Genomic DNA, 24,522 nt, shown 5'->3' on the forward strand with positions numbered 1-24,522 from the left:
TTATTATATTAAGACTCTTGCTTCGTTTGCTCATCTAAAATTTTCTTCATCATGACAAGCATATCATCACGTAATTCTTCGTGCTGCAATGCCATTTCAATTGTTGTTTGAACAAATCCTAATTTTTCACCAACGTCATAACGCTTTCCTTCGAAATCATACGCAAATACACGTTGAATTTCATTTAAGCTTTGAATTGCATCCGTTAACTGAATTTCGCCACCCGCTCCAACTTGTTGCTGTTCCAAGAACATAAAGATTTCAGGAGTTAAAACGTAACGTCCCATGATCGCTAAGTTTGAAGGTGCAGTACCTTGCGCTGGTTTTTCAACGAAATTACGAACTTGATAACGACGTCCCTCTTGCTCTAACGGATCGATAATTCCGTAGCGATGTGTTTCTGCCTCAGGAACAGTTTGTACACCAATAACAGAAGAAAGTGTTTTGTCATACTCGTCCATTAATTGACGTAAACATGGTGTTTCAGCTTGAACAATATCATCACCTAATAATACTGCAAATGGCTCATCACCGATGAATTTACGTGCACACCAAACAGCATGTCCTAGCCCTTTCGGTTCTTTTTGACGGATATAATGAATATCTACCATTTTAGAAGAAGCTTGCACTTTCTCAAGTAGTTCATATTTTTTCTTCTCTAATAAGTTTTGCTCTAGTTCAAATGCGTTATCAAAATGATCTTCGATAGAGCGCTTTGTTTTACCAGTAACGATAATAATATCTTCGATTCCTGATTTCACTGCTTCTTCTACAATGTATTGGATAGTTGGTTTATCTACTATCGGTAACATTTCTTTTGGCATTGCTTTTGTTGCTGGTAAAAAGCGTGTTCCTAATCCCGCTGCCGGGATAATTGCTTTTCTCACTTTTTTCATGACAAATACCCTCGCTTTTCATTCTAATTCTCTTAGTAAGGTGCAAATTTATAACATCAACTCTTAATAATCCTCTACATCATACAAAACTATAAGAAAAGAGGAGGTCGTTCTCCGTTCTCCTCTTTTCCTATCAGTAGCACTCTATTCTATTATAAACGATTCATAATATCTTCTTTAATAGTAAGTAACTTTTGTTCACTATTTTGTAAGGAATCATCTTGTACACCAAAGTAGAATTTAATTTTTGGCTCTGTGCCAGATGGACGTAAGCAGAACCAAGAACCATCTTCTAATTTATATTTTAACACATTTGATTTCGGTAAGTGAATCTCTTCCTTATTTCCATCTTGTAAAGTTGTAATAATGCTTGCCTTATAATCCTCAACCGCAACGACTGTGAAGCCAGCTACTTCTTTCGGAGGATTTTCACGGAATGTTGCCATCATCTCTTGAATCTGTTCCGCACCGTCTTTTCCTTTTAACGTTAACGATACAAGATCTTCACGGAAGAAACCATACTTCTCGAATACTTCTAATAGACCATCATATAACGTTTTTCCTTGCGCTTTGTAGTATGCAGCTACTTCACATGCAAATAAGACAGATTGTACCGCATCTTTATCACGGCAGAATGGACGAATTAAATAACCATAGCTTTCCTCATAACCGAATTGGAATTCATATTGTCCACTTTCTTCATACTGTTTAATTTTCTCACCGATAAATTTAAATCCAGTTAACGTATCAACTGTATCCAAACCGTATGCTTTTGCGATTGTGCGGCCAATTTCAGACGTTACGATTGTTTTTAGCACAACACCGTTTGCCGGAAGAGTTCCATTTTCTTTCTTTTGTGATAATAAGTAATCGAGCATTAATGCACCTGTTTGGTTACCAGTTAATACTTGGAACTCACCATCGTGATTACGAACTGCTACGCCTAGACGGTCTGCGTCAGGATCAGTTGCGATTAACACGTCTGCGCCAACTTTTTCACCGTCACGGATTGCATACTCAAACGCTGCATGCTCTTCTGGATTCGGCGATTTTACTGTAGAGAAGTTTGGATCTGGTAACTCTTGCTCTTTCACAACCGTTACATCTGTAAATCCAACTTCTTCTAGGCCACGGCGTACAGAAATATTTGACGTTCCGTGTAAGGGAGTAAAGACGATTTTTAAATCTTTACCAACTTTTTGTACCATTTCTTTATTAATAATGACATTGTTCAATTCTGCTGCATATGCATCATCTACTTCTTGTCCAATTATATGTAATAAACCGTCAGCTTTTAATTGCTCCACATCAGCAACTTCAACTGTTAATTCATCTTTCACTGCATTTACGTAGCTAATTAACTCATCAGCTTCTTTTGGAGGCAACTGCCCACCATCTTCACCATATACTTTATAACCGTTATATTCAGGTGGATTATGACTCGCCGTAAGAACGATTCCACTTACTGTATGTAAATGACGAACTGCGAAAGAAAGCACTGGCGTTGGACGTAAGCTTTCAAATACATATGTTGTAATACCGTGTGCACCAAGTGTAGCAGCTACTTCCATTGCAAATTCAGGTGATTTATGACGAGAATCATACGCTACAACAACACCGCGTTTTTTCGCTTCTTCACCTAATTTTTCAATAAATACTGCTAATCCTTTTGTTGCTTTACGAACTGTATATACATTTAAACGATTCGTACCAGCACCAAGTTCACCGCGCATACCACCTGTACCAAACTCTAAGTTTTTATAGAAGCTATCTTCAATCTTCTTCTCATCTTGTCTCATTTTTTCTAGCTGTTCTTTTAATTCTACATCTAATTCTGCATATGAAAGCCATCGACTAAATTCTTGTTTCCAATTCATCCTTCTATCCCCTCTCACGTGTCATAACTTCATTATATGAAAAAAACAACCTGTATCTCAATATTTTTTAAACTCTAGCAGGATTTTACTATAAATATTTGTATACACTATGGTTAAATACTCCACCAAAGGGAATGAGGATTATGCATGAATGGGGCTTGTCAGAAGAGCTCAAAATAAAAACAAAGCAGATGATCGAAATTGCCGAAAAAGAATTATCAAATATGAGACAAGCAATCGATAAAGAAGATGAATGTATTTTATGTAAAATGGAAGATATTCATCATATGTTAACGAACGTACAGACGTTAGCGGCTACATATTATATTCAAGCATACTTATCACCTTATACGGAAAGTTCGCATTTTATCACAACAGCTGTTCAACATTTAAGCACCCGAAAACACGGTGCTCTTATTGTTGTGGAACGAAACGATATTCTTGATTCTTTCATTCAAACTGGAACGACACTAAACGCACACTTAACCGCTCCACTACTCGAATCGATTTTTTATCCAGGTAATCCTCTTCATGACGGAGCCGTTCTTATTAAAAATAATCATATTGTCTCAGCTGCTAATATTCTTCCGTTAACAACAAGTACAGAGATTGATTCTGAGCTTGGGACACGCCACAGAGCTGCAATTGGCTTATCAGAAAAAAGTGATGCACTTATATTAGTTGTCTCTGAAGAAACGGGCCGTACTTCATTTGCTTTAAATGGGACCTTATATACGATTTCTTTATAAGAAAGGTCTTTCACCATTTAGCACCTTTTTTGAACTGTACAATAGTAAATGAAGTTATATCGACTTACTAACAAATAGGTATACCGTATCAATAAGAAAAGTTATTCTTCTATAAAATGCTCATCAAGTATTGCAAATGTATGTACTATTGCTCCAGCTGGTCCTAAATCATGTGTTCCTATCATTTCAAATATTTCAGCAATGTTTTAAGTGCAACAATTCCCACTTCATAAATTGCTAATTTTTTTGTACTTGAAACATGTTCAGACCTCTTTCATGACGATTATATTTTTCTGCTCTGTGATACTTCGGACTTTTGTTTTATATCTATTTTTAAGAAATAGTAAAAAAGGTACTTTAGAAATCCTATCTAAAGTACCCTTTTATTAAAAATCTATTTTATTATAAAGAATAATTCGAGACTGCAAAATGATAGAAATATAACATACTATCAAAATTATTTATCATTATTAATATCAATATCACACATAGAGCAACTACTTTTATACGTCTCATCACTTTAAAGCCATATGCCAATAATAAAGGTATTGTAAATACCATATGCGCGCCATAAATAAATGCTTCAGATGCTCCGAAACCAACAATTCCGTGTAAAACAATATTAAATAATAAACATAAACTTAAAAACCTTACGAAAGGTTCTTTTCTAAAATTCCTCCAGACAACTACCATTAGAGAAGCATACACAGATACAATCGCAATCCAACCCATTATAGTATGCGATGGGAGCATATTTAATTGCGCAAATTGCTCACCTTGTCTTAAAGTAACCTCCGAAAACGGTCCAAAGATGAATGAAGATCCCAATAACAAATGAAATACTAGTATATACTTAGACCCTACATATTCCTCTGAAAAACCTTGATTCCCTGTAAATTTAATATTAGTATTGATCACATCAATAAGTGATATATTATTTTCTATAATTACTAATACGAAGAGCAAAACGACCACAACGATCGAAATACCAGTCCAAATGACCCTTTTCTTTATTGTTTTATAACTCATTACACTACCTAAAAACCACATAAACGAATTAGTTAATGTAACCCCCGATATTCCTATTGCCAATAACATATTAGCAATGCTGAATCCCGTTTTCGCTTCTTTTTCTCCTGTAATGAATGGATAGCACACAAAGCACATAAGTACCAATGTGAAATTTGCATAGACAAAAGATTCTGGTGTCCACGTAATAACTAACAGAGTAGCTGAAAATCCGTACATGACCGCTAGTAGGAAAGAAACAATTGTGTTCTTACAAATTTTACAGCATAACATGTAAATCATAACTACACTTACCGTACTTAAGAACGCTTGAAAAAATATAATACCTTGCACTACATTTTTTACACCTAGTGACGATAGCACTGTTGCTATTCCCTCAGTTATAAAATTTAAAAATGGATGTCGAAACAACACTTCATCTGCAATCGGTAGTTTAGACAAGAAAAAACTTAAAATATAATAACCCTGATCAAAAGAAAAATACATATCATACCAGGAAGCTGTTAAAATCTTAGAGTCGTTTTCCATTTTCCAACCGATAAAAGAATAAAATGAACAATAAAAAACGAAAAGGACAAGGGCTAATATTCCCTTTCCTTTATAACCATTCCAAATATTCAATACTTCTTCTCCTCTCTAAGGTAAAAATACCATAATTAAATGTGCTACATACCCAATAACTGTTCCTAACATCAATCCACCAAAAATCTCATGCCAATGATGTCCTTGGCGCTCTCTTAATTTCTCTTCTTCCGAACTAATATGTTTATTCAACATTTTTGCATGTTTACCAACTGTACGTCGAAGTCCTGTGGCATCAATGATAACAATTGTTAAAATCGCCATTCCTATTCCAAACATCGGTGTATTAAAACCTTCATGAAACCCTATTGTCATGACCATACTTGATAAAATCGTTGTATGTGTACTAGGAAATCCACCGTTTCCAACTAAACGAAAAGCATCTTTTCCAGAACGAAGATAATTCACTAAAAATTTCAATACTCCCGAAGCTACCCAAGCTATAAATGGAAGTACACAATATAAATATGTTCCCATTGCTTTACCTCCTATGATTTTGCAATAAATAAAATTCCAACCACTATAAATACCATTCCAGCAATTTTCATGAAATTGATAGTTTCACCAAATAATAGTGCTGACGCAATAATAACAAATACATATCCGAAGCTCACCATTGGATAGGCATAACTTAGATCAACCTTTCTCAGTACAATCATCCATAATAATGCACTTAAACCGTAAAAAGCTAATCCAAAAAAGTTTGGTAAATTAACAAAATTCATAATACCTAAAGCCGCTGAATTTTGCGATTTCATTGCACCAAACTTTAATAAAATTTGTCCTACGACTCCCATACAAACTGATAACATAATCATTAAAAATTGTTGCATCTCTATACTCCTTAACTGTTTTTATTCCAAATAAAAAACGTTTAAGACACTCTTCTTAAACGTTTTAACAAACCCGAATAGAGTAATTAAAAGTTCAATAGTATAATAATAACTGTTATCGCGTATAACAACACTGTTATTAGAATATGCTGATCCTCTAATAAAACTTTATCAGGTTCTCCACCTTTATCTTCCATGTGAACTAAATATAAATAACGAAAGATCCCGTAAATTACAAATGGGATTGTCCACATTAAATAGATACTTTTCCCTGCATTAAAAGTAAAAATAGCGTAAGTAACGATTGTTGCTGATGTAACAATTGTACTTAATTGATCTAATAAAGCAGGAGAGTAACTTTCTAATACTTTTCTATGAGAACCTTTATTAGCCTGTAACAACACTAATTCATGTCTTCTTTTATTAATAGCCAAGAATAGTGACAGTAATAATGTGCATAATAAAAACCATGGTGTAAATGGCACTTGAATGACTAATCCCCCGGCTAATGCCCGTAAAACAAATCCAGCTGCAATAATTAAAATATCAATTATTACAACATGCTTTAGACGAATTGAATACGCTACATTTAAAGTGAAATATACAGCTAACACTAAACACAATAATGGGTTTAATACATATGAAACTACTAAAGACGCTACTAAAATAACGCAGCCTGCAGTAATAGCAAAATACGGATTTAAAGCACCCGATGCCATCGGTCGATATCGTTTAACAGGGTGTTGTCGATCCGCCTCAATATCCATAAAATCATTTAAAATATAGACACAGCCAGATATCGCACAAAATAACGCAAAACAAATTGCAGCTTGTGCTACCATAGTTAAAGATACTTGTTTTATAGAAAAGACTAGCGCTGCAAATACAAGCAAGTTTTTAGTCCATTGCTTCGGGCGCAACTGTTTAAAAAACAATACAACTATATTCTGTTGAGATAAAGTTCCTTCTCTCATAATAATAAGAGAGCTTCTATTCCTTTCACTCTCTTCCGTCCCTCCCTATTCAATTGTTATTTCTTTCTAGTACAGGAAAGATTATAACATATAAATTTAACATTGAAAATCAGCTATTAAATAACAATAAAGGGTTCTCTCATCTATAATGGTATTTCTAAAAAACACAGCTGAAACTACATTAAATGTTCATTTAACCGCCCGTTACTTGAATCATTTTTTATCCAGATACTCCCCTTCATGATAGTACTATTCTCATTAAAGATAACCATATTGTCTCTGCTACTACTATTCTTCCATTAAGTTGACCATGAGCTAGGAACACGTCACAGAGATAGAATTGGTTTATCAGAAAAAAGTGATGCACTTATGTTAATAACAGTCATACTTCATTTCCTTTAAATGGAGCCTTACGTATGTGTTCTTTATAAAACATGCCTTTCACTATGTAACATTTTTTTGAACAGTACAATAGTAAATGAAATTATATCGACTTACCTAAAAATGTACCGTATCAATAGAAAAAACTGTCCCAAAAATTTGAGACAGCCTTTTCTTCAAAATTTATTCTTCTCCGAAACGTTCAACAAGTGTTGCAAGTGTACGAACCATCGCACCTGTTGCTCCAGCCGGGCCTAAATCATGTGCACCTGTTGTTTCAGATGTTCCAGCGATGTCTAAGTGCACCCATGGTGTCTCTTCTGCAAATTCACCTAAGAATGTACCTGCCATAACCGCATGTCCTTCACGACCTGGTGAGTTATTTAGATCAGCAAATTTACTGTTTCGAACACGTTCTTTATCACGCTCAAAAATCGGTAATTGCCAAATCGGCTCATCCGTTTCCATTGATGCTTCTAACACTTGTTCAAACAACTCTTCATCGTTCGTCATTGCACCCGTTGTATGATTTCCAAGTGCAACAATTACACCACCTGTTAACGTTGCAACATCAACAAGGTAATTTGCACCAAGTTTCTTCGCATACGTAATGCCATCAGCTAATGCTAGACGACCTTCTGCATCCGTATTTAATACTTCAATTGTTTTTCCGTTCATAGATGTAATAACATCATCTGGCTTAAATGCTGTACCACTTACAACATTATCAGTTGATGGAATCACAGCAATTACATTTTGCTCAGGGCGAAGTTCACCGATGATTTCCATCGCACCAAGAACTGCTGCTGCACCACCCATATCTCCCTTCATACCAACCATGCCTTCACGAGGTTTTAAAGAGTAACCGCCTGTATCATATGTAATCCCTTTTCCAACGAATCCAATTACATCCGTCCACTCTTCTTTTCCTTTATAAATAAGAGCGATCATTTTTGGTGGCTCTGTAGAACCTTGGTTTACTGCAAGTAATGCACCCATACCAAGCTCTTCCATCTCTTCTTTCTCAAGAACTTTATAGTCCATATCGTATTTTTCAGCTAACTCAACTGCATACTCAGCAAGCTTTGTCGCTGTTAATACGTTTGGCGGCATGTTCACAAGTGTACGAGCTGAATTCGTTGCACGTCCATGCACATATCCAACTGTTAATGCTGCTTCAATTTCTTGCGCATCTTCTGCTGTAATAGCAGTAAGCTTTTCTAGCTCTACACTTTCTTTTTTATCCGTTTTATATGTTTGTAATCCGTATGTGCCAAGGCAATATACTTCAGATGCAATATGAGCCACATCAATCGCGTCTAATTTCTCCGTTACGAAAGAATCAAGTAAGATTGCTGCATCTTGTACTTTTGCCACTTGTAACGATTTAAATGCTTTACTAAGAGCTGCACGTAACGTTTCTGTTGTGTATGACTCTTTCTTACCTAAACCAACAAAATAATAACGTTTAACATTTGTTTTTCCTAAGCTATGTACTTTTGAAATGGCTTTCTTCTTAGTAGAAAGTTCTTTTTCTTCTAATAAAACTTGTAATTGTCCCTCAAACGCTTTGTCCAGCTCTTGTACAAAACTACTCGTTTTATCTTCTTCAAATAAAGCAACAATTACTGCTTCATGACTTGCTAATTCTTTTTGTACTTGGAACATGTTTAGACCCCCTAAATTTCTCTACGTCTATTATAACTGTATTTTCGATAAAATGCGATAATTCTAACTTCTATCATCTCATATAAATCTACCTCCAATATATTCTATGGTAAAATAAGACAAGAAAAAAAGTCTAGTGTTATTGCCACTAGACTATCTTTGTTTTAAATATTGACCACGAAACACCTGCATCGTTTCATCTTGGTTTAACATCGTTAACTGTTCTTCTGTAAACTTGCCATCTCCGACTTTCACTACATATACGTTTACTTTTTTCTTGCCCCATTGACTATACACATCTTGAACCGTATCGTAATACAAATCAAGCCTATTTCCTTTAATAGCGCCGCCTTTATCCGCTACAACTCCATATCCATAACCTGGTACAAATAAAATTGTTCCAATTGGGAATACACGTAGATCAGCAGCTATCGTAGAATATAAATCTCTTTTCGCTTTGACACCTGAATATGTAATACCATACTCTGGATGCCCCGGCCTCTTACCAGTCGACTCAACACCTGATGTATAGCCGGTTGCAGTCATTTCTATAACACGATATTTAGACCAGTCATTTGCCTGTTCTAAAGCATTTATCACTTCTTTACTCGGAGCAACTTTTTTCTCAATTTCTGCTGCATGTACTTCTTTTGCACTCGTTTCTTCATATGATTTTATAATTTCTAATAAAGAAACTCCTGTGAAAGCCTTCCATGTTACGCATAATGCGAATGCAAGTAAACAAGTCATCATAATGCGAATACAATATCGTTTTAACATTTTTATATTCCACACTCCTTCATCGTTAATCATTCCCTATACGATAAAGAAATATGCAAAAGAAAATCCCCAATGAAATTGGGGATTAAAACATTTGATACCCACTTTTCCGAAGTTTCTTTATTACAACTCCCGCTAAAGCTGCTCCTACTAATCCAGTAGATAAAATAAACATATCTGCTTGTCCTAAATGCGATACACTCGTTCCAAATGAAGAAAATGTTTCTTTTGGTTTTGAAAAATAATCCCATACACTTGCTTTATTAATAATAAGCATACAAATAATTGGATAAACAATAACCATTACCCATGTAGCCCGCAAAATCATGTTGAGTAAAAATCCAATGCCAAAAAACAAAATAAAGAACAACATCATTGAAATAAGTAGTACCGGTATACTCACTTCTTCTCCCTCTCCTTCGCATACGCCGTAAACACATGATAAGCCGTGTAACCAAATTGCTCTCCTGGATTTAATGTTTTATCCATCTCAAGATGCGACTCTGCTCTTCCTTCTAATAAATATTTAATGAGTACAGAAGTATTTTGATCATCTGCAATATTTTCTGGACGTAAAAAAGCTACTTCCGACAATTCTTTCTCCTGTACAATAACGTCTTCTCCCTCTGGCTCTAAAAGAAAAATAATCATATTATCGCTAATTTCATTACGAATGACACCCGAACGAATACCGATAATCCCCTTTACATGGGCAACAATGCCCGTCTCTTCTAAAATTTCACGTTTCACAGCTTCATCAACAGTCTCACCTTCATTAACAAAACCAGCTGGTAAAGACCACTGCCCTTTCAATCCACCATATTTCTTCTTAACGAATAGCCATCTCCCATCTTTTGTAGCTACTAAGCCACTGACAGCTAACCACACTTTCCCTCGCTTCCCCATGACGTAACCTCCTCCATCAAAACGGACAGAATATTCTTTCTTTTTTATATATTATACTATATTTTTAAATACACTGTGACTTTTCCTTTCTTAGAGTAATATCCCCTTCCATATTTTTGATATAACGTTAATAAAGAACTATACGGAAGGAGAAGCACATATGAAGAAAACGAAACAATGGCTTCGCGAATCTGCATTTTCTTTCTCTGGAAACGTAATTATTCTATATGTAATTTCTTTCGCTTCCCTTCAAGCTGGACTCATTTTCGGATTCAGACATTGGATTCATCCATTTCATGACACAACAAGCCTTGAAGACAGTATTGCACCAGTCTTTCTTTCTCTTTTCATCCTCTTTTTATTACTATATCGGAAACGTGTATTATACAAAAAAAAGCAGAAACAGCTCATAGCCGTTTCTGCTTTTTCTACTATATATTAAAAGAACTTTAATTTACCTTTTTTAAGAACTAATAAAGGTCCACCAAGTAAGAATAGGTAACGGTTATCGATTACTTTCTTCATGAAGGAAGCTTTCCAACCTGTTAACTTTTTACCCATAACAACGCCCATTGCATCGTCATGACCTAATGAACATACAGATCCTTTATTATCAAATGCGAATTTTTTCATTTCACCTTTGCCACGAACTAATACAGTTAAGTTGTGTGCGATGTTATAACCTTGTTGAATTGCAATTTGTGCTGTTGGTGGGTATGGACGGTTAATCTCTTCATTGATGATTAACGCTGCGTCACCAACCATGAATACATCTTCATGACCTGGAGCATGCATAAACTCATCCACTTTAATACGTCCGCGCATTGCTTCAAATCCAGACTCTTCTACAATACCGTTACCACGAACACCTGCAGCCCAAACTACAGTTTCAGATTTAAGAAGTTCAGAATCATCACCGTTTGCAACGATAATTCCTTCTTCAGTTGCTTCTTTAATTGCTGTACCGATGCGGAATTCTACACCTTTTTTCTCAAGTTGTTTTACAGCGTATTCTACTAGTTCTGGATCAAAACCAGGAAGTGCCGTTGGAGCAGCCTCTACACAGATGATGCGTGCTTTTTCACGTGGAATATCGTACTTTTTGCAAAGTTCAGGAATACGATTTGCAAGCTCACCTACGTACTCGATACCAGTGAATCCAGCACCACCAACAACGATTGTTATTAACTCATCGCGTTTTTCAGTCGCATATTGAGCGAATTTTTCTTCCATATGCTCACGAATTTGACGAGTTGCATTAATGTTAGTGATTGAGAATGCATGCTCTTTTAATCCTTTAATTCCGAACGTTTCTGATTCGAAACCAAGTCCGATTACTAAGTAATCATACTCTAATTCACCATTTTGTAAGATAATACGTTTTTCAGCAGCTTTAATTTCTACTACTGTATCTTGTACAAAGTTTACTTTATTTGTATCGATAACGTCTTGAATATCTAGACAGATTTTATCATCCTGTAATGTACCAGCTGCACTTTCATGTAACCAAGTTGCTTGGTAGTGATAGCTGTTGTTGTTTACTAACGTAATTTCAGCTTCACTTACAGATAATGTTTTTTGCAGACGAACAGTCGTAATCATCCCACCATAACCTGCACCTAAAACTACGATTTTTGGAGTCTTCACCAAATCACAACCCTTTTCTTTATATAATAGTAATGAAAAAATAATACCAAGTACTAAAATCTCTATTTGTCAAGAATGTGGAATTTATCACATTCTATATCGTAACAAAACGCAGTCAAAAAATCGTACGAAATTTGTCATAGAAAATTAACATAATACTTCCCTATATTAGTCGGTTTTATTCTAGAATTCAAGCGTCTGGGGAATTATCAATATTTTAAAATAACATAGCGTTTTCAAGGGTTTTCCATCCTTTTTTTCATGTATTTTCCTTTCGCTATATTTTATACAATTCTAAAACGTCTATGCATAAACTTACTTATAATTCAGTCGTTTTCAGAAGTATTATTAACTGAAGTATGCTATCATTTATTTTGAAAGTATCATCATTTGCAGGATTTTCGTGTACATATGAACAATATATGAAATCAATATTAATTTTCCATCTATAGGGGGAATGAAAGTGACAGAAAATCAAAAAGTTTACGACATAACAATAATTGGTGGTGGCCCAACAGGACTATTCACTGCATTTTATGGCGGAATGAGACAAGCAAGTGTAAAAATTATTGAAAGCTTACCTCAACTTGGTGGACAATTATCCGCACTATATCCTGAGAAATACATTTATGATGTAGCTGGATTCCCGAAAGTACGCGCACAAGAGTTAGTTGATAACTTAAAAGAACAAATGAAGAAATTCGATCCAACTGTTTGTTTAGAAGAAGCTGTTGATACGCTTGAGAAACAAGCTGATGGCATATTTAAACTTGTTACTAATAAACAAACTCACTATTCTAAATCTGTCATTATTACTGCTGGTAATGGTGCTTTCCAACCACGCCGCTTAGAATTAGAAGGCGCAACAAAATACGATAAGAAAAACTTACATTATTTCGTTGATGATATGAATAAATTTGCTGGAAAACGTGTCGTTGTATTTGGCGGCGGTGACTCAGCAGTAGACTGGACAATGATGTTAGAACCGATTGCAGACAAAGTTACAATCGTCCATCGCCGTGATAAATTCCGTGCACATGAACATAGTGTAGAAAACTTAATAAATTCCCGCGCAGAAGTAAGCACACCGTATGTTCCAATTGAACTTATTGGTGATGACACTATTGAGCAAGTCGTTCTTCAACACGTAAAAACAGAAGAAAAAGTTATCATCGATGTTGATGACGTAATCGTAAACTACGGCTTCGTTTCTTCTCTGGGTCCAATTAAAAATTGGGGCTTAGACATTCAAAAGAACAGCATTCTCGTGAATTCGAAAATGGAAACAAATATTCCGGGCATTTACGCTGCTGGTGACATTTGTACATATGAAGGAAAAGTAAAACTCATTGCTTGTGGCTTCGGGGAAGCACCGACAGCAGTAAACAACGCAAAAGCTTACTTTGATCCAAACGCAAAACTTCAACCAATGCATAGCTCAAGTATGTTTTAATATAGAAATAAAAAGAACTCCTTTCACGTATGAAAGGAGTTCTTTTCTTTCTTATAAAGATTCTTAATCCAAATTATCTCAGTCCTTTAAACTGCTAATAGTAAAGCACTCCCTCATTTCATACTCTCTCCTAAAAAACACTACTTTTTCCCAAAAATATGTTACAATAAAACAGAACAAACGTTCCTTACTTGATAAAGGAGGTTTTACAATGAAAGAACCTATTATCGTAAAAAAAGAAGCTTTCCGGGCTATCGGCGTTTCTATTACGACGACAAACGAAGAAGAGGCGTCTACTGAAGGAAAAATTCCAAAGCTTTGGGATCGCTACTTCCAAGAACAAATCATGCATCACATTCCAAATCAACAAACAAAAGAAACATGTTCCTTCTATTCAAACTATGAATCAGATGAAACTGGTACATACAAATTTACAATTGGCATGCCCGTTTCTTCATTAGAAGATGTTCCTGAAAATATGACAGCTTTAACAATACCTGCCGCAACGTATGCAGTATTTACAACAAGAAAAGGCCCTGTATCCGAAGTTATTTGTGAGGCTTGGGAATATATTTGGCAATGGTCGAAAGAAAACAAACGTGCTTTCACAACAGACTTTGAGCTTTATGACGAAAGAGCAATGGATCCAAATAACGCACAAGTAGATATTTATATTGCATTAGCTTAAAAAAAGGTGCCCTTCGGCATCTTTTTTTGTCGTTAAATAGCTACTGGGCAAATTCATTATTATTGTCTACAATGAGAAAGTGCAGTATAGAAATATTAGAAACTGTATAAAACGATTGTTAATAGGTTTTAGTCTAAAATTGGTACATAGAAAGGAAGCAATATGGAGGAACTACAACAAAATAAATCTGCTTTAGAAGGAAGCGGAAAGCCGTTATTGAAAAATACGAATTTCCTTTTTCTTTGGGCAGCTACTCTCTTTTCAAGTTTTGCTTTAGCCTTTTTTACTTTTTCACAAACATGGTACATAGCAAAAACATTAAATCTTGAGGCTTCACTCGGTATTGTTTTCGTGGCACTTAGTGTCCCAAGGCTCGTTTTTATGATTGTCGGCGGCGCAGTAGCTGATAAATTCCCGAAAAAGAACATTATGTTTTACTCTAATATTATTCGTGCTATTCTTGTCGCAACCATTCTCACATGGTTCATCGTCGGTGATGTAACACTATATACATTTGCTTTGTTCGCTTTATTCTTCGGACTTGCTGATGCTTTCTTCTGGTCCGCAGACGGATCTATTCTGCCTGAACTCGTAGAAAAAAGCCGTTTAACACAAGCGAATTCACTTACACAAATGACAAACCAAGGATCGGTTATCTTGGGCCCTGTACTTGGCGGAATTCTCATTAAATTTACGAACTATGAAACAATTTTTTCAATTACAATCCTGCTACTTATTATCGCCGCAATACTCGTTCAAAAAATACAATTTACAGTGCCCGAAAAAACTGAAGCAGATAAAGGCATGTTTACTTCTATTAAAGAGGGAATTTCATATGTAAAAGAATCACCATTTCTTTCAACTTTCCTTATTTGTAGCGCCTTTTTAAACTTATTTTTAATCGGTCCGATGCAAGTAGGCTTCCCACTCTTCGTCAAAAACGTGCTGCACGGTGACTCACTCCAGTTTAGTTACTTAGAAGCAGCTGTTGGTGGCGGGATGGCAATAGGCGCTGTCATTGTCGGATTAAAAAATATTAATCGTAGACGCGGGCTATTTTGTATTATCATGATGCTACTGTCTGGTGTATTCTTCCTATCCATCAACTTTAGCACCGTACTCTGGCAAGCATTATTAGCTGGAATGTTTTACGGCATTACAATTGCAATGGCTATCGTTCCACTTATGGCAATGATTCAATCAACAGTAAAAGAAGAAATGATGGGACGCGTTATGAGTTTACTCATGCTTTCATCAATGGGATTCATCCCGCTCTCTTACGCATTTACATCGCTTGCACTTGGGATAGGCATTCCAATTGTAACAGTTATGAAAAGCGGTGCAATTGCCGTTATCGTCTTCGTACTATTTGTAGCAATTCGTGTTCCAGTTGTAAGGAAATTCGATTAGTCACCGAGAGTCATGTATTATACGCATGACTCTTTTTTAAATGGATCGAATAACGGTATCCCCTTACTCCGCCTCAAAGCCGCTCCCCATTCTAATCCAATTTCTAAAAATAAATCTCGCATCGTACTATACAAAAGCGCTCCAACATCTTTACGAATTTCTCCGTACTTATACGCCCTCACAACACTTTTCACCCGCCAAATTAAATTTCCATGCACTTCTTCATCAGCTAAGATCTGCTCTAATAAAACACATTGCTCTAGTAATCCGCTTTTTTTATAAGCAAGCTCTACTTTACTCCAAAGTGTATTAATCTTCTTCGGATGACTCGTCATCGGTATAAGTGCGTATATAAAAGACTTTGGTATATCATGGCGACAATACGTCTCATCAAGCTCGTACGTTATTACTCTTTTCTCTTTTATTTGTGGAATGTTTTTAGAAAGAATTGTTTCCCTCTCATTTTTTTGCTCATTTCCACTACAGCCATCCGTACGATCACCACTTTCACATGCGGACATTTCCATGCGGACATCCATACGGTCAATCGCAGATTTAAGAAACACATATAAGTTAGCACTATATCCGCCGCGCTTATGTCTCTCTTTTGTCGCAATACGCTTTATAATTCCCATTTCTTCTAATTTTGCAATCGAACGGCGTACAGTACGAATACTCTTTCCGATTTTCGTCGCAATCGTCTCCATTAATGGACAAGCAACACCAACGGTTTCGTTCTTTTCATTAACCGCATACTTTCCTAAAAAATGAATAACTAAAGAATCTGTCTTATTTAGTTGAAATTGATAGCATTTAAAAAGTTGTTTTTGATATGCATTAAACTCCTCTTTACTTCGAAATTCACTATATGGTTTCATTAAGTTATATAAGTTTCCCATTTTTATCACCTCATCTATATGTAGGAAACAGAAATGGAATTTGGCGTGATATTTAATATTTTTTTATTGGAGATGAAAATATGATTGTAATTAGCGCTTGTTTAGGTGGTATTGCTTGTCGGTATGACGGCAACGACAATCTCGTTTCAAAAATAGAGGAATTATTACAAAGCGAAGATACGATACTTGTTTGTCCCGAAGTATTGGGCGGCTTACCGACACCTCGTCCTTCAGCTGAAATTATTGGTGGGAATGGCGATGACGTTTTAGATGGAAAAGCAAAAGTGATGACGAAGGAGGGACAAGATGTCACGGAGGCTTTCGTGCATGGTGCTTATAAAGCATTAGAACAAATAAAAGATTTAAATCCAGAATATATTATTTTAAAAGAGCGTAGTCCATCTTGTGGTAGTTCTACTATTTACACAGGAGAATTTAACGGCAATAAACAAACTGGTTACGGGGTAACAACAGCTTTATTTAAAAGAAATGGATTTAAAGTCATTTCAGAAGAAGATTTTGAGAATGAAAAAAGGAATTGACTACGCTCGTCAATTCCTTTTCCTCATTCTTTATTTCGCACCTAATTTTTCTTTCACTTTCGCAGGAAGCTCGTCTTTCTTCACTTCTTCCCAAGCCGTTACACCTTTTTTATCTGAGTAGTATACGCGTAGAAATGCTTCTTTACGAAGGTTTTTTTGTGCATTAAATTCTAATTCTTTTTCTTTACCATCTTTATCAAAACCAGTTAGCTTATATTGGTAATCTTTATATGGCTCACCATTATCAGATTTACCATTATACTCTTTTCCATCTACTGTAATTTGAACGTAGTACTCATCTTTCCCCATGCGGTTTAAATCACAGCCAACTAAAAGGCTTGCAAATACAACTAAAATACTAAAAAGTGCAATATATCTCTTCAATTCCTTCACCTCATATGTTTTCTTATATTGTCATATTAAAGCCTTCGCTCTAAAGAAGAAATTCAAAAACATGACATGAACATTACACTTTTGTAAGATAATAATTATTTCTTCACTCTAGAAACAGTCATCCCATCACCAATTGGAATCAGTACGGATTCTAAATTTGGATGCTTTGCTACTACTTCATTAAACTTCTTCATAACTTCTGTATAACGTTTTTGTTCCGCACTTTCATCTACTACACTACCACCAGCTAAAACATTATCTGTAACAATTAATGCACCCGGCTTAGCAAGTTCAATGCAGTACGTTAAGTAATTTTCATAATTCTCCTTATCAGCATCAATAAAGAAGAAATCAAATCGTTTATTATCCACGGCTAATTTTTCAAGACTTTATAAAGCAGTACCAATCATATACGACACTTGTTACGGATTTTATCATGCAATCTCCTTTAACACATGCATTAGTTGAACAACCTAAGGCTGCTTCGGTAGCCATTTTTTTGTACCAACTGGTAGTTTAGTTTTCAATATGTGAAAAGGGATTTCTAAGTGATGAATTGAATATATATTTACCGTTTACTAATTTTTAGGAATTCCCTTTATGGGAGATAAATTTTACTGTATTGCTGTATATCAAGTGCTTAATGAAGAAAGACTAGGAGCTTCGCACGATTCTATAATAACTTATAGTGATGCTGTGACGGGGTCTCCTGTTAGTGAGATAGGATATTTTTTAATTTATTTATCGCAATAATGTAACACGAAATTACAACTCTCGTCCTCAAGAATTATTTCTTTGGGGTGAAAGTTTTTTTATTATATAAGTTTCATTATGTCATCATTTAAAGTTTTCGAGAGGAGAAATTATATGAACCCTATTTTATTAGATGTTCCGTTACAAATAGAAACAGACAGACTCATTCTTCGAGCACCACTTCAAGCTGGTGAAGGGAATGTAGTACACCAAGCTATTAAAGATTCAATTAATGAATTAAAGCAATGGTTGTTTTTATTCCAGTCAATCCCTACTGTTGAAGAAACGGAAATTCTCCTGAGAAATGCGCATATAGATTTTTTGAAAAGAGAAAGCTTTCGCTATCTTATCTATCATAAGGAGACAAATGATTTTGTTGGAACTGCCAGCCTTCACGGAATTAATTGGAGTATTTCTAAATGTGAAATTGGATACTGGATTAACACGCAATTTAGTGGCAATGGATATATGACAGAAACAGTAAGTGCGTTAACAAACCTTGGATTTCAATCATTTAAATTTAGAAGGATTGAAATACGATGTGAATGTACTAACACGAAAAGTCGTACGATTCCTGAAAAACTAGGTTTTGAGCTTGAAGGTATATTACGTAATGAAGATCTTTCAGCTGACGGCAAACAACTAACTGATACATGCATCTATGCAAAAATAAATTAGATTTTAAAATTCGTTATGCAACATATCTTAAGGTCGGTTTCTAAATTTGGACGGCGACGTTTTTGATTTTTTACGACAAAAGAAAAGACCTTTTTAGCGATTTTATTTCATCGCTAAAAAGGTCTTTCTCTATTTCTGCTAAAAACTTAGCACTCTTCCGGCTTACCAGCATTCGACGCTGTACGGAAAGATGATCCACATCCGCATGATGCAATTGCGTTTGGATTGTCGATTGTAAATCCGCCGCCAAGCATAGATTGTTTATAGTCAATTTTTACTCCTTTAACAATTGGAGCACTTTCTTTATCGATAACAAATTCAACACCGAAAAACTCAAGAACTGTGTCGTCTTCATTTGGTTCTACTTCAAATCCTAAGCCGTAAGAAAGACCACTACATCCGCCGCCGTGTACAGCAAGGCGCACGTACTTCTCTCCATTTTCAGCATCTTTTAACATATCTTTAATTTGAAAAGCTGCTTGTTCTGTTACTTCAATCATGAAATACACCATCCTTTCTGTTCTCATTCTATTATACATCTTTACGCTTCTATCTTGTACTCATACACTCCGCGGCAAATTACTTCCGCAGGTCCCTTCATTAACACATTCCCTTCTTCTGTCCATGCGATCATTAAATCGCCGCCAGCTAAATGAACCGTAATTTCCTTACCACGTTCCATTTTCCCATTTAAAATAGCTGCAACGACAGCGGCGCATGCTCCTGTCCCGCAAGCTTGTGTTACACCAGATCCACGTTCCCAAACGCGGAAGTTCATCTCTTCATCGTTTAAAATCTCGATGAACTCAACATTTACTCGCTCTGGGAACATTTCATGCGTCTCAAGAACTGGACCTAACGTTGTAAGAGGCGCATTTTCTACATCATCAACAAAAATAACCGCATGCGGATTTCCCATTGAAACAGCTGTAAATGCATAACGGTGATTATTGTATAAGAAGTTTTCACGAATAAATGGTGTTTCTCCTTCACCAAGCATCGGGATCTCTTCACGTGTTAAACGAGGTGCTCCCATGTCAATTTTCGCTAATGTAACTTTTCCATCCTCTACCGTTACTTCTGCGGTAACAATACCAGCTAACGTTTCAATTGTGAACACTGGTTCCTCTACTAGTTTATGCTCATACGCATATTTCGCTACGCAGCGTAAACCATTACCACAGCTCTTTCCTTCTGAACCATCATTATTAAACATGCGCATTTTCACTGGCGCTACATCAGAAGGACAAATTAAAATCATTCCATCTGCGCCAATACCAGTATTAATATTTGAAACCTTTTCCGCTACAAGAGCTAAATCTTCTTCGCGAATTTGTTCTTCAAACATATTTACATATATATAACTATTGCCAAGACCATGCATTTTTGTAAAAGAAAATTGGCTCATTTTTATTCACTCCAAAAATAATTTATTATTTCAAGTATAAAATGCATGCTTTTAGAACACAATATGAATGTCCCCCGTTTCTCATATTTGACAACGTTTTGGCGATAAGCCATTCTTACACAAATCGTGTAAGAAAAAAGCCCTTCTAAAAAGGGCCTTTTTTTGTTTAAACAAACATTACCGCAAATAGCGGAATAAATGGCAAAAGAAAAAGACGTTGCCTATTTGCAACGCCTTAAAACATTGGATTTTCATCCAAATAATCATATACATTATTTACAAGTTCTTCTACTGTTGTACCTTGTACAACTTCACCATTTACAAGTGCAAATGGACCTTCAAAACAAATACCACAATATCCTAAACAACCATATTCCATTACGTCTAAATTAGGATCCTTTTCTAATTTTTCTAAAGCTGCTTGTGAGCCACTTGCAAGGTTACCTACACAAAATTCGATTAATGGTTTAATCAAAACTCTCCCCCCTATATCTCTAAACAAATTACCCTTTACTTTAGCGGGCAATAGCATATACGCCTCAAAACGAAGTACATGCCTAATTGGTGAAAATGGATAAGTAACCTTATCTACTTAATCCCATTTCATTTTATTTATAAGAAGAAAACTAAGCTGTTTCTTGTTGTGTTCGTTATACATTCTAAACCATTTAGTTACTTCACTGTTTCACTTCAAAATAGATGTCCTTTTTTATGTAACATGCTGTTCATAATGAAATAGTAACTAGAAAATGAAAACAGTTTACTTTACTTTTCTTCTTATTGTACAACAGAGTATTCATTCATGCATTGTTATTTGTTCACAAATTCGATATAATTTGATTGAGTAAAGTCAAAATATTTTTTCAATATAAAATTGTATGATTAGGGGATATTTCAACAGAAAAGGGGTAATCCATCATGAAACACCTCGTACTACTAGGTGGCGGCTACGGTGGAATGAGAATTCTTCAGCGGCTACTTCCAAACAATCAGCTTCCAGATGATGTACAAGTGACATTAATCGACAAAGTACCATATCATTGCTTCAAGACTGAATATTATGCATTAGTTGCGGGTACAATTTCAGAAACGCATATTCGCATACCGTTTCCTGAACATCCACGTCTCAATATTCAATATGGTACAGTAACAAATATTGATCTTGAAACAAAAGCTGTTCATCTCGATGGCGGCGAAACAATCCAATATGATGATTTAATTATCGGGCTTGGCTGTGAAGATAAATATCATAACGTTCCTGGGGCGAAGGAATATACACATAGCCTACAATCGATTGAACAAACACGCAAAACATATGAACAATTAAATAGCTTAGAACCAAATGCAACAGTAGCTGTCGTTGGGGCTGGTTTAAGCGGCGTTGAAGTAGCAAGTGAACTTCGTGAGAGCCGTTCTGATTTAAAAATCTATTTATTTGACCGAAAAGATAGGATTTTATTCCCATACCCAGAGAAGTTAAGTAGATACGTAGAAGAATGGTTTGTAAAACATAACGTTACCATTATACGAAACTCTAACATCACAAAAGTGGAACCAAACATTGTATACAACCACGATGAACCACTTGAATGTGATGCAATCGTATGGACAGCTGGTATTCAAGCAAATGTAGTTGTTCGAAATCTTCCAGTTGAACAAGATGGTAGCGGACGGGTTGTTTTAACAAAATATCACAATATTCCAAACAACGAGCACGTTTATGTTGTAGGTGATTGTGCAGCACTTCCACACGCACCATCTGCTCAACTTGCTGAGGGTCAAGGAGAACAAATTGTCCAAATATTATTAAAACGTTGGAATAACGAACCACTTCCTGATGAACTGCCTGTTATTAAATTAAAAGGAGTTCTCGGCTCTCTCGGTAAAAAGCACGGATTTGGTTTACTAGCAAACCAACCATTAATGGGACGTGTTCCTAGATTATTGAAGTCCGGTATTCTTTGGATGTACAAACATCATAACGGTTAATACTTTAAAGGCTGCCTACATAGTAGACAGCCTTTTTATATTCGTCTAAAAAGAAAATTTTTGTACAAAATAATAATTTTTAGAAATATTTTTCTCAATATTGATTCGCAAAATTTTCTATTTTTATATTAAAAACTATTGATGAAAAGTGTATGCTATTTGTAAGTTGTTTTTATTATTTCCTTTAAGACCGAATGCGTTCGGTCTTATTTTTTATGCTATAAATACTATACATATAGGGGGCATTCCGTTTCACTTATGAACTTAACAAAACTAAATAATCGAATAGAAGTGAAAAAGAAAGAATTAATCCACCTCGTTGAAAAATATGGATTTACTCACGATAAAGTCATTTCTCTCAGTCAAGACTTAGATCGTTTGCTAAACTTATTAACGGAGCTAAATACTTCCGTCTCAAGACTCCCTAGCACCACAAGCAAAGAAAAAAGATGTTCCTTCTAAATACACTTTATTTTTCTATTTTTCTCTCTTTTTGATACGATATAACTAGAATCAGAAAGGAGCAATTTATGTTTATATTAAAAGACATCAAATATAAAGATATTCTAAACATCCCTTACTTACAAATTCATAAAGAAAATATCACTTGTATAATCGGAGAGAGCGGTAGCGGAAAAAGCACGTTACTTCGCATGCTAAATGATTTACAATCCCCAACATCCGGCACAATTGAATATAACGGAAAATCTATTTTAAATTATCCTCCCATTCAATTACGCCGTGAAGTTGTCATGCTCGGACAAACTCCGCCTATTTTTGATGGGACGATTAAAGATAATTTATTAATGGGACTTCGCCTTTCTGAAAAACCATTTCCAAATGACGATTCTTTACAGGGCGCATTAACGACTGTAAGCCTAGATAAACAATTAGAAGATAGCGCCTCCTCTTTATCAGGCGGTGAAAAGCAAAGACTTGCTTTCGCTCGCATTATACTAATGGATCCACCCGTCTATTTATTAGATGAACCAACTTCGGCATTAGATAGTGACACTGAACGCCGCGTAATGAAACGATTTACTGAACTAGCAAGAGAAAAGAAAAAAACAGTTATCTTCATCACGCATTCGCAACAACTTCCAGAAGAAATTGCAGACGATATTATTGAAATTAGTAAAACAAATGGTGCTACTCGAAAGGAAGTGCTCTCAGTTGAAGGGCGTTATTGAACTCCAAATTTGGCAACTTGCCGCTGCATATATTTTCATTCTTATTTTAATCGGACTTGTGAAATTAAAAGGGATACCGCGTGAGAAACAAATTACAATTGCAACATTCCGTATGACCATTCAGCTCGTACTTGTTGCATATGTCCTTACATACGTATTTGAAAATAGTAATCCATTTTATACAATTGCTCTCATTACTTCTATTACTACATTTGCAATTTTTAACATTTATAAACGAGTTAATATTCCGATGTCAAAAGAATTAAAACGAGTAGCCGCTATTTCCATGATTGCTGGATCAATCGGGCCGCTTCTACTATTTATCTTTGTTATTATCGGACACGATCCTTGGTATGCTCCGCAATATATCGTTCCAATTACCGGAATGTTAGTCGGGAATGCAATGACGGGAGTTTCTCTCGGAGCAAATACGTTCTTAAACAATATGAAATCGCAAAGAAATCATATTGAAGGTGCACTTATGCTCGGGGCAACTCCAAAACAAGCAGTTGCTCCGCTTATAAGAGACGCTTTTGATTCTGCTATTTTACCAACAATTAATTCCATGGTCGGAATGGGAATTATAAGCCTTCCAGGTATGATGACAGGACAAATTTTATCCGGTGTATCACCATTTACAGCTATTCAATATCAAATCGCAATTATACTTGGCATTTCTGGAAGTACAGCTTTCTCTGTCATTATCTTCTTACAGCTTGGGTATAAAACGTTCTTTAATAAGCGGTGTCAGTTGAATGAAGTTGAAAGGCACTCATAAAAAAACTAGTATTAAATAA

Annotated in this window: 27 protein-coding genes and 2 pseudogenes; 12 read left to right on the forward strand and 17 right to left on the reverse strand. The window is 35.5% G+C overall.

The window, feature by feature from the left end:
* Window positions 1-8: 8 nt before the first annotated feature.
* On the reverse strand, window positions 9-896 hold the full coding sequence (gene galU / locus MR109_RS05140; protein ID WP_048375303.1) for a UTP--glucose-1-phosphate uridylyltransferase GalU: 888 nt from the start codon (window positions 894-896) through the stop codon (window positions 9-11).
* Between the two features lie 152 nt (window positions 897-1,048).
* Window positions 1,049-2,773 carry a phospho-sugar mutase gene (locus tag MR109_RS05145; RefSeq protein WP_242271226.1) on the reverse strand — a complete coding sequence of 575 codons (1,725 nt, stop codon included), beginning with the start codon at window positions 2,771-2,773 and terminating at the stop codon, window positions 1,049-1,051.
* 143 nt (window positions 2,774-2,916) lie between these two features.
* On the opposite strand from MR109_RS05145, the gene cdaS reads away from it, so the two are divergent.
* Window positions 2,917-3,522, forward strand: a complete 606-nt coding sequence (gene cdaS, locus MR109_RS05150; protein ID WP_178941061.1) for a sporulation-specific diadenylate cyclase CdaS — start codon at window positions 2,917-2,919, stop codon at window positions 3,520-3,522.
* Window positions 3,523-3,924: 402 nt separating this feature from the next.
* On the opposite strand, the gene MR109_RS05155 is transcribed toward cdaS, so the two are convergent.
* The 4 genes from MR109_RS05155 to MR109_RS05170 all read right to left on the reverse strand — a co-directional run bounded on the left by MR109_RS05155 (window position 3,925) and on the right by MR109_RS05170 (window position 6,940).
* Window positions 3,925-5,172, reverse strand: coding sequence for a DUF6080 domain-containing protein (locus tag MR109_RS05155; RefSeq protein ID WP_242271227.1), 1,248 nt, complete (start codon window positions 5,170-5,172; stop codon window positions 3,925-3,927).
* Window positions 5,173-5,187: 15 nt separating this feature from the next.
* The gene (locus MR109_RS05160; protein ID WP_033714045.1) at window positions 5,188-5,610 is read right to left on the reverse strand and encodes a divergent PAP2 family protein; all 423 of its coding nucleotides are present in this window, start codon (window positions 5,608-5,610) and stop codon (window positions 5,188-5,190) included.
* A gap of 11 nt (window positions 5,611-5,621) precedes the next feature.
* Window positions 5,622-5,966 (reverse strand): SMR family transporter, encoded by a 345-nt coding sequence (locus tag MR109_RS05165; RefSeq protein ID WP_178941059.1) that lies wholly within the window; start codon window positions 5,964-5,966, stop codon window positions 5,622-5,624.
* An 86-nt stretch (window positions 5,967-6,052) separates the two neighbouring features.
* On the reverse strand, window positions 6,053-6,940 hold the full coding sequence (locus tag MR109_RS05170) for a decaprenyl-phosphate phosphoribosyltransferase (protein ID WP_088033435.1): 888 nt from the start codon (window positions 6,938-6,940) through the stop codon (window positions 6,053-6,055).
* 175 nt (window positions 6,941-7,115) lie between these two features.
* On the opposite strand from MR109_RS05170, the pseudogene MR109_RS30365 reads away from it, so the two are divergent.
* A pseudogene (locus tag MR109_RS30365) lies at window positions 7,116-7,371 on the forward strand (diadenylate cyclase); the annotation flags it as partial.
* A gap of 133 nt (window positions 7,372-7,504) precedes the next feature.
* Here MR109_RS30365 and pepA read toward each other — a convergent pair.
* The 4 genes from pepA to MR109_RS05195 all read right to left on the reverse strand — a co-directional run bounded on the left by pepA (window position 7,505) and on the right by MR109_RS05195 (window position 10,675).
* A complete protein-coding gene (gene pepA, locus MR109_RS05180; protein WP_242271228.1) occupies window positions 7,505-8,989 on the reverse strand; it encodes a cytosol aminopeptidase in 1,485 nt (494 codons plus the stop codon).
* A gap of 153 nt (window positions 8,990-9,142) precedes the next feature.
* Window positions 9,143-9,769 carry a 3D domain-containing protein gene (locus MR109_RS05185; RefSeq protein ID WP_002174011.1) on the reverse strand — a complete coding sequence of 209 codons (627 nt, stop codon included), beginning with the start codon at window positions 9,767-9,769 and terminating at the stop codon, window positions 9,143-9,145.
* An 85-nt stretch (window positions 9,770-9,854) separates the two neighbouring features.
* Window positions 9,855-10,172 carry a YuiB family protein gene (locus MR109_RS05190; RefSeq protein ID WP_002174012.1) on the reverse strand — a complete coding sequence of 106 codons (318 nt, stop codon included), beginning with the start codon at window positions 10,170-10,172 and terminating at the stop codon, window positions 9,855-9,857.
* Window positions 10,169-10,675: an NUDIX hydrolase gene (locus MR109_RS05195; protein WP_025149562.1), complete on the reverse strand. Its 507-nt coding sequence runs from the start codon at window positions 10,673-10,675 to the stop codon at window positions 10,169-10,171. Before MR109_RS05195 ends, MR109_RS05190 begins: the two co-directional genes overlap by 4 nt.
* Before the next feature lie 160 nt (window positions 10,676-10,835).
* Here MR109_RS05195 and MR109_RS05200 point away from each other — a divergent pair, with 160 nt between their 5' ends.
* Window positions 10,836-11,117, forward strand: a complete 282-nt coding sequence (locus tag MR109_RS05200) for a hypothetical protein (RefSeq protein WP_242271229.1) — start codon at window positions 10,836-10,838, stop codon at window positions 11,115-11,117.
* Here MR109_RS05200 and MR109_RS05205 read toward each other — a convergent pair.
* On the reverse strand, window positions 11,114-12,322 hold the full coding sequence (locus MR109_RS05205; protein WP_002174015.1) for an NAD(P)/FAD-dependent oxidoreductase: 1,209 nt from the start codon (window positions 12,320-12,322) through the stop codon (window positions 11,114-11,116). The genes MR109_RS05200 and MR109_RS05205 overlap by 4 nt on opposite strands.
* Window positions 12,323-12,785: 463 nt before the next feature.
* Between MR109_RS05205 and MR109_RS05210 the strand changes: the two genes are divergently transcribed.
* The 3 genes from MR109_RS05210 to MR109_RS05220 all read left to right on the forward strand — a co-directional run bounded on the left by MR109_RS05210 (window position 12,786) and on the right by MR109_RS05220 (window position 15,873).
* Window positions 12,786-13,775, forward strand: coding sequence for an NAD(P)/FAD-dependent oxidoreductase (locus tag MR109_RS05210; protein WP_025149563.1), 990 nt, complete (start codon window positions 12,786-12,788; stop codon window positions 13,773-13,775).
* A 211-nt stretch (window positions 13,776-13,986) separates the two neighbouring features.
* Window positions 13,987-14,463: a GyrI-like domain-containing protein gene (locus tag MR109_RS05215; RefSeq protein WP_048375316.1), complete on the forward strand. Its 477-nt coding sequence runs from the start codon at window positions 13,987-13,989 to the stop codon at window positions 14,461-14,463.
* A gap of 162 nt (window positions 14,464-14,625) precedes the next feature.
* The gene (locus MR109_RS05220; protein WP_048375318.1) at window positions 14,626-15,873 is read left to right on the forward strand and encodes an MFS transporter; all 1,248 of its coding nucleotides are present in this window, start codon (window positions 14,626-14,628) and stop codon (window positions 15,871-15,873) included.
* Window positions 15,874-15,890: 17 nt separating this feature from the next.
* Here MR109_RS05220 and MR109_RS05225 read toward each other — a convergent pair whose 3' ends face one another.
* Window positions 15,891-16,772, reverse strand: a complete 882-nt coding sequence (locus MR109_RS05225) for a helix-turn-helix domain-containing protein (protein ID WP_242271230.1) — start codon at window positions 16,770-16,772, stop codon at window positions 15,891-15,893.
* A gap of 80 nt (window positions 16,773-16,852) precedes the next feature.
* Between MR109_RS05225 and MR109_RS05230 the strand changes: the two genes are divergently transcribed.
* Window positions 16,853-17,314 carry a 2-thiouracil desulfurase family protein gene (locus MR109_RS05230; RefSeq protein ID WP_002174020.1) on the forward strand — a complete coding sequence of 154 codons (462 nt, stop codon included), beginning with the start codon at window positions 16,853-16,855 and terminating at the stop codon, window positions 17,312-17,314.
* 30 nt (window positions 17,315-17,344) lie between these two features.
* On the opposite strand, the gene MR109_RS05235 is transcribed toward MR109_RS05230, so the two are convergent.
* Window positions 17,345-17,698, reverse strand: a complete 354-nt coding sequence (locus tag MR109_RS05235; RefSeq protein ID WP_242271231.1) for a YxeA family protein — start codon at window positions 17,696-17,698, stop codon at window positions 17,345-17,347.
* 104 nt (window positions 17,699-17,802) lie between these two features.
* Window positions 17,803-18,129, reverse strand: a pseudogene (locus MR109_RS05240) (O-methyltransferase); the annotation flags it as partial.
* 445 nt (window positions 18,130-18,574) lie between these two features.
* On the opposite strand from MR109_RS05240, the gene MR109_RS05245 reads away from it, so the two are divergent.
* Window positions 18,575-19,138, forward strand: a complete 564-nt coding sequence (locus tag MR109_RS05245; protein ID WP_242271232.1) for a GNAT family N-acetyltransferase — start codon at window positions 18,575-18,577, stop codon at window positions 19,136-19,138.
* A 146-nt stretch (window positions 19,139-19,284) separates the two neighbouring features.
* Here MR109_RS05245 and MR109_RS05250 read toward each other — a convergent pair whose 3' ends face one another.
* The 3 genes from MR109_RS05250 to MR109_RS05260 all read right to left on the reverse strand — a co-directional run bounded on the left by MR109_RS05250 (window position 19,285) and on the right by MR109_RS05260 (window position 21,021).
* Entirely contained in the window at window positions 19,285-19,638 is a 354-nt protein-coding gene (locus tag MR109_RS05250; protein ID WP_098305444.1) for a HesB/IscA family protein, read from the reverse strand.
* A 41-nt stretch (window positions 19,639-19,679) separates the two neighbouring features.
* Window positions 19,680-20,546, reverse strand: a complete 867-nt coding sequence (dapF, locus tag MR109_RS05255) for a diaminopimelate epimerase (RefSeq protein WP_178941051.1) — start codon at window positions 20,544-20,546, stop codon at window positions 19,680-19,682.
* A gap of 235 nt (window positions 20,547-20,781) precedes the next feature.
* Window positions 20,782-21,021, reverse strand: coding sequence for a YuzB family protein (locus MR109_RS05260; protein WP_025149573.1), 240 nt, complete (start codon window positions 21,019-21,021; stop codon window positions 20,782-20,784).
* A gap of 443 nt (window positions 21,022-21,464) precedes the next feature.
* On the opposite strand from MR109_RS05260, the gene MR109_RS05265 reads away from it, so the two are divergent.
* The 4 genes from MR109_RS05265 to MR109_RS05280 all read left to right on the forward strand — a co-directional run bounded on the left by MR109_RS05265 (window position 21,465) and on the right by MR109_RS05280 (window position 24,503).
* Window positions 21,465-22,535: an NAD(P)/FAD-dependent oxidoreductase gene (locus MR109_RS05265; RefSeq protein WP_242271233.1), complete on the forward strand. Its 1,071-nt coding sequence runs from the start codon at window positions 21,465-21,467 to the stop codon at window positions 22,533-22,535.
* Window positions 22,536-22,793: 258 nt separating this feature from the next.
* A complete protein-coding gene (locus MR109_RS05270) occupies window positions 22,794-22,997 on the forward strand; it encodes an aspartyl-phosphate phosphatase Spo0E family protein (RefSeq protein ID WP_242271234.1) in 204 nt (67 codons plus the stop codon).
* A 68-nt stretch (window positions 22,998-23,065) separates the two neighbouring features.
* Window positions 23,066-23,725 carry an ABC transporter ATP-binding protein gene (locus MR109_RS05275; protein WP_071718345.1) on the forward strand — a complete coding sequence of 220 codons (660 nt, stop codon included), beginning with the start codon at window positions 23,066-23,068 and terminating at the stop codon, window positions 23,723-23,725.
* On the forward strand, window positions 23,709-24,503 hold the full coding sequence (locus MR109_RS05280; RefSeq protein ID WP_098473690.1) for an ABC transporter permease: 795 nt from the start codon (window positions 23,709-23,711) through the stop codon (window positions 24,501-24,503). The genes MR109_RS05275 and MR109_RS05280 overlap by 17 nt, the downstream gene beginning before the upstream one ends.
* Window positions 24,504-24,522 lie beyond the last annotated feature (19 nt).

Origin of the sequence: Bacillus cereus group sp. BfR-BA-01310 (assembly GCF_022664325.1) — a bacterium.
Lineage (GTDB): Bacteria > Bacillota > Bacilli > Bacillales > Bacillaceae_G > Bacillus_A > Bacillus_A paramycoides.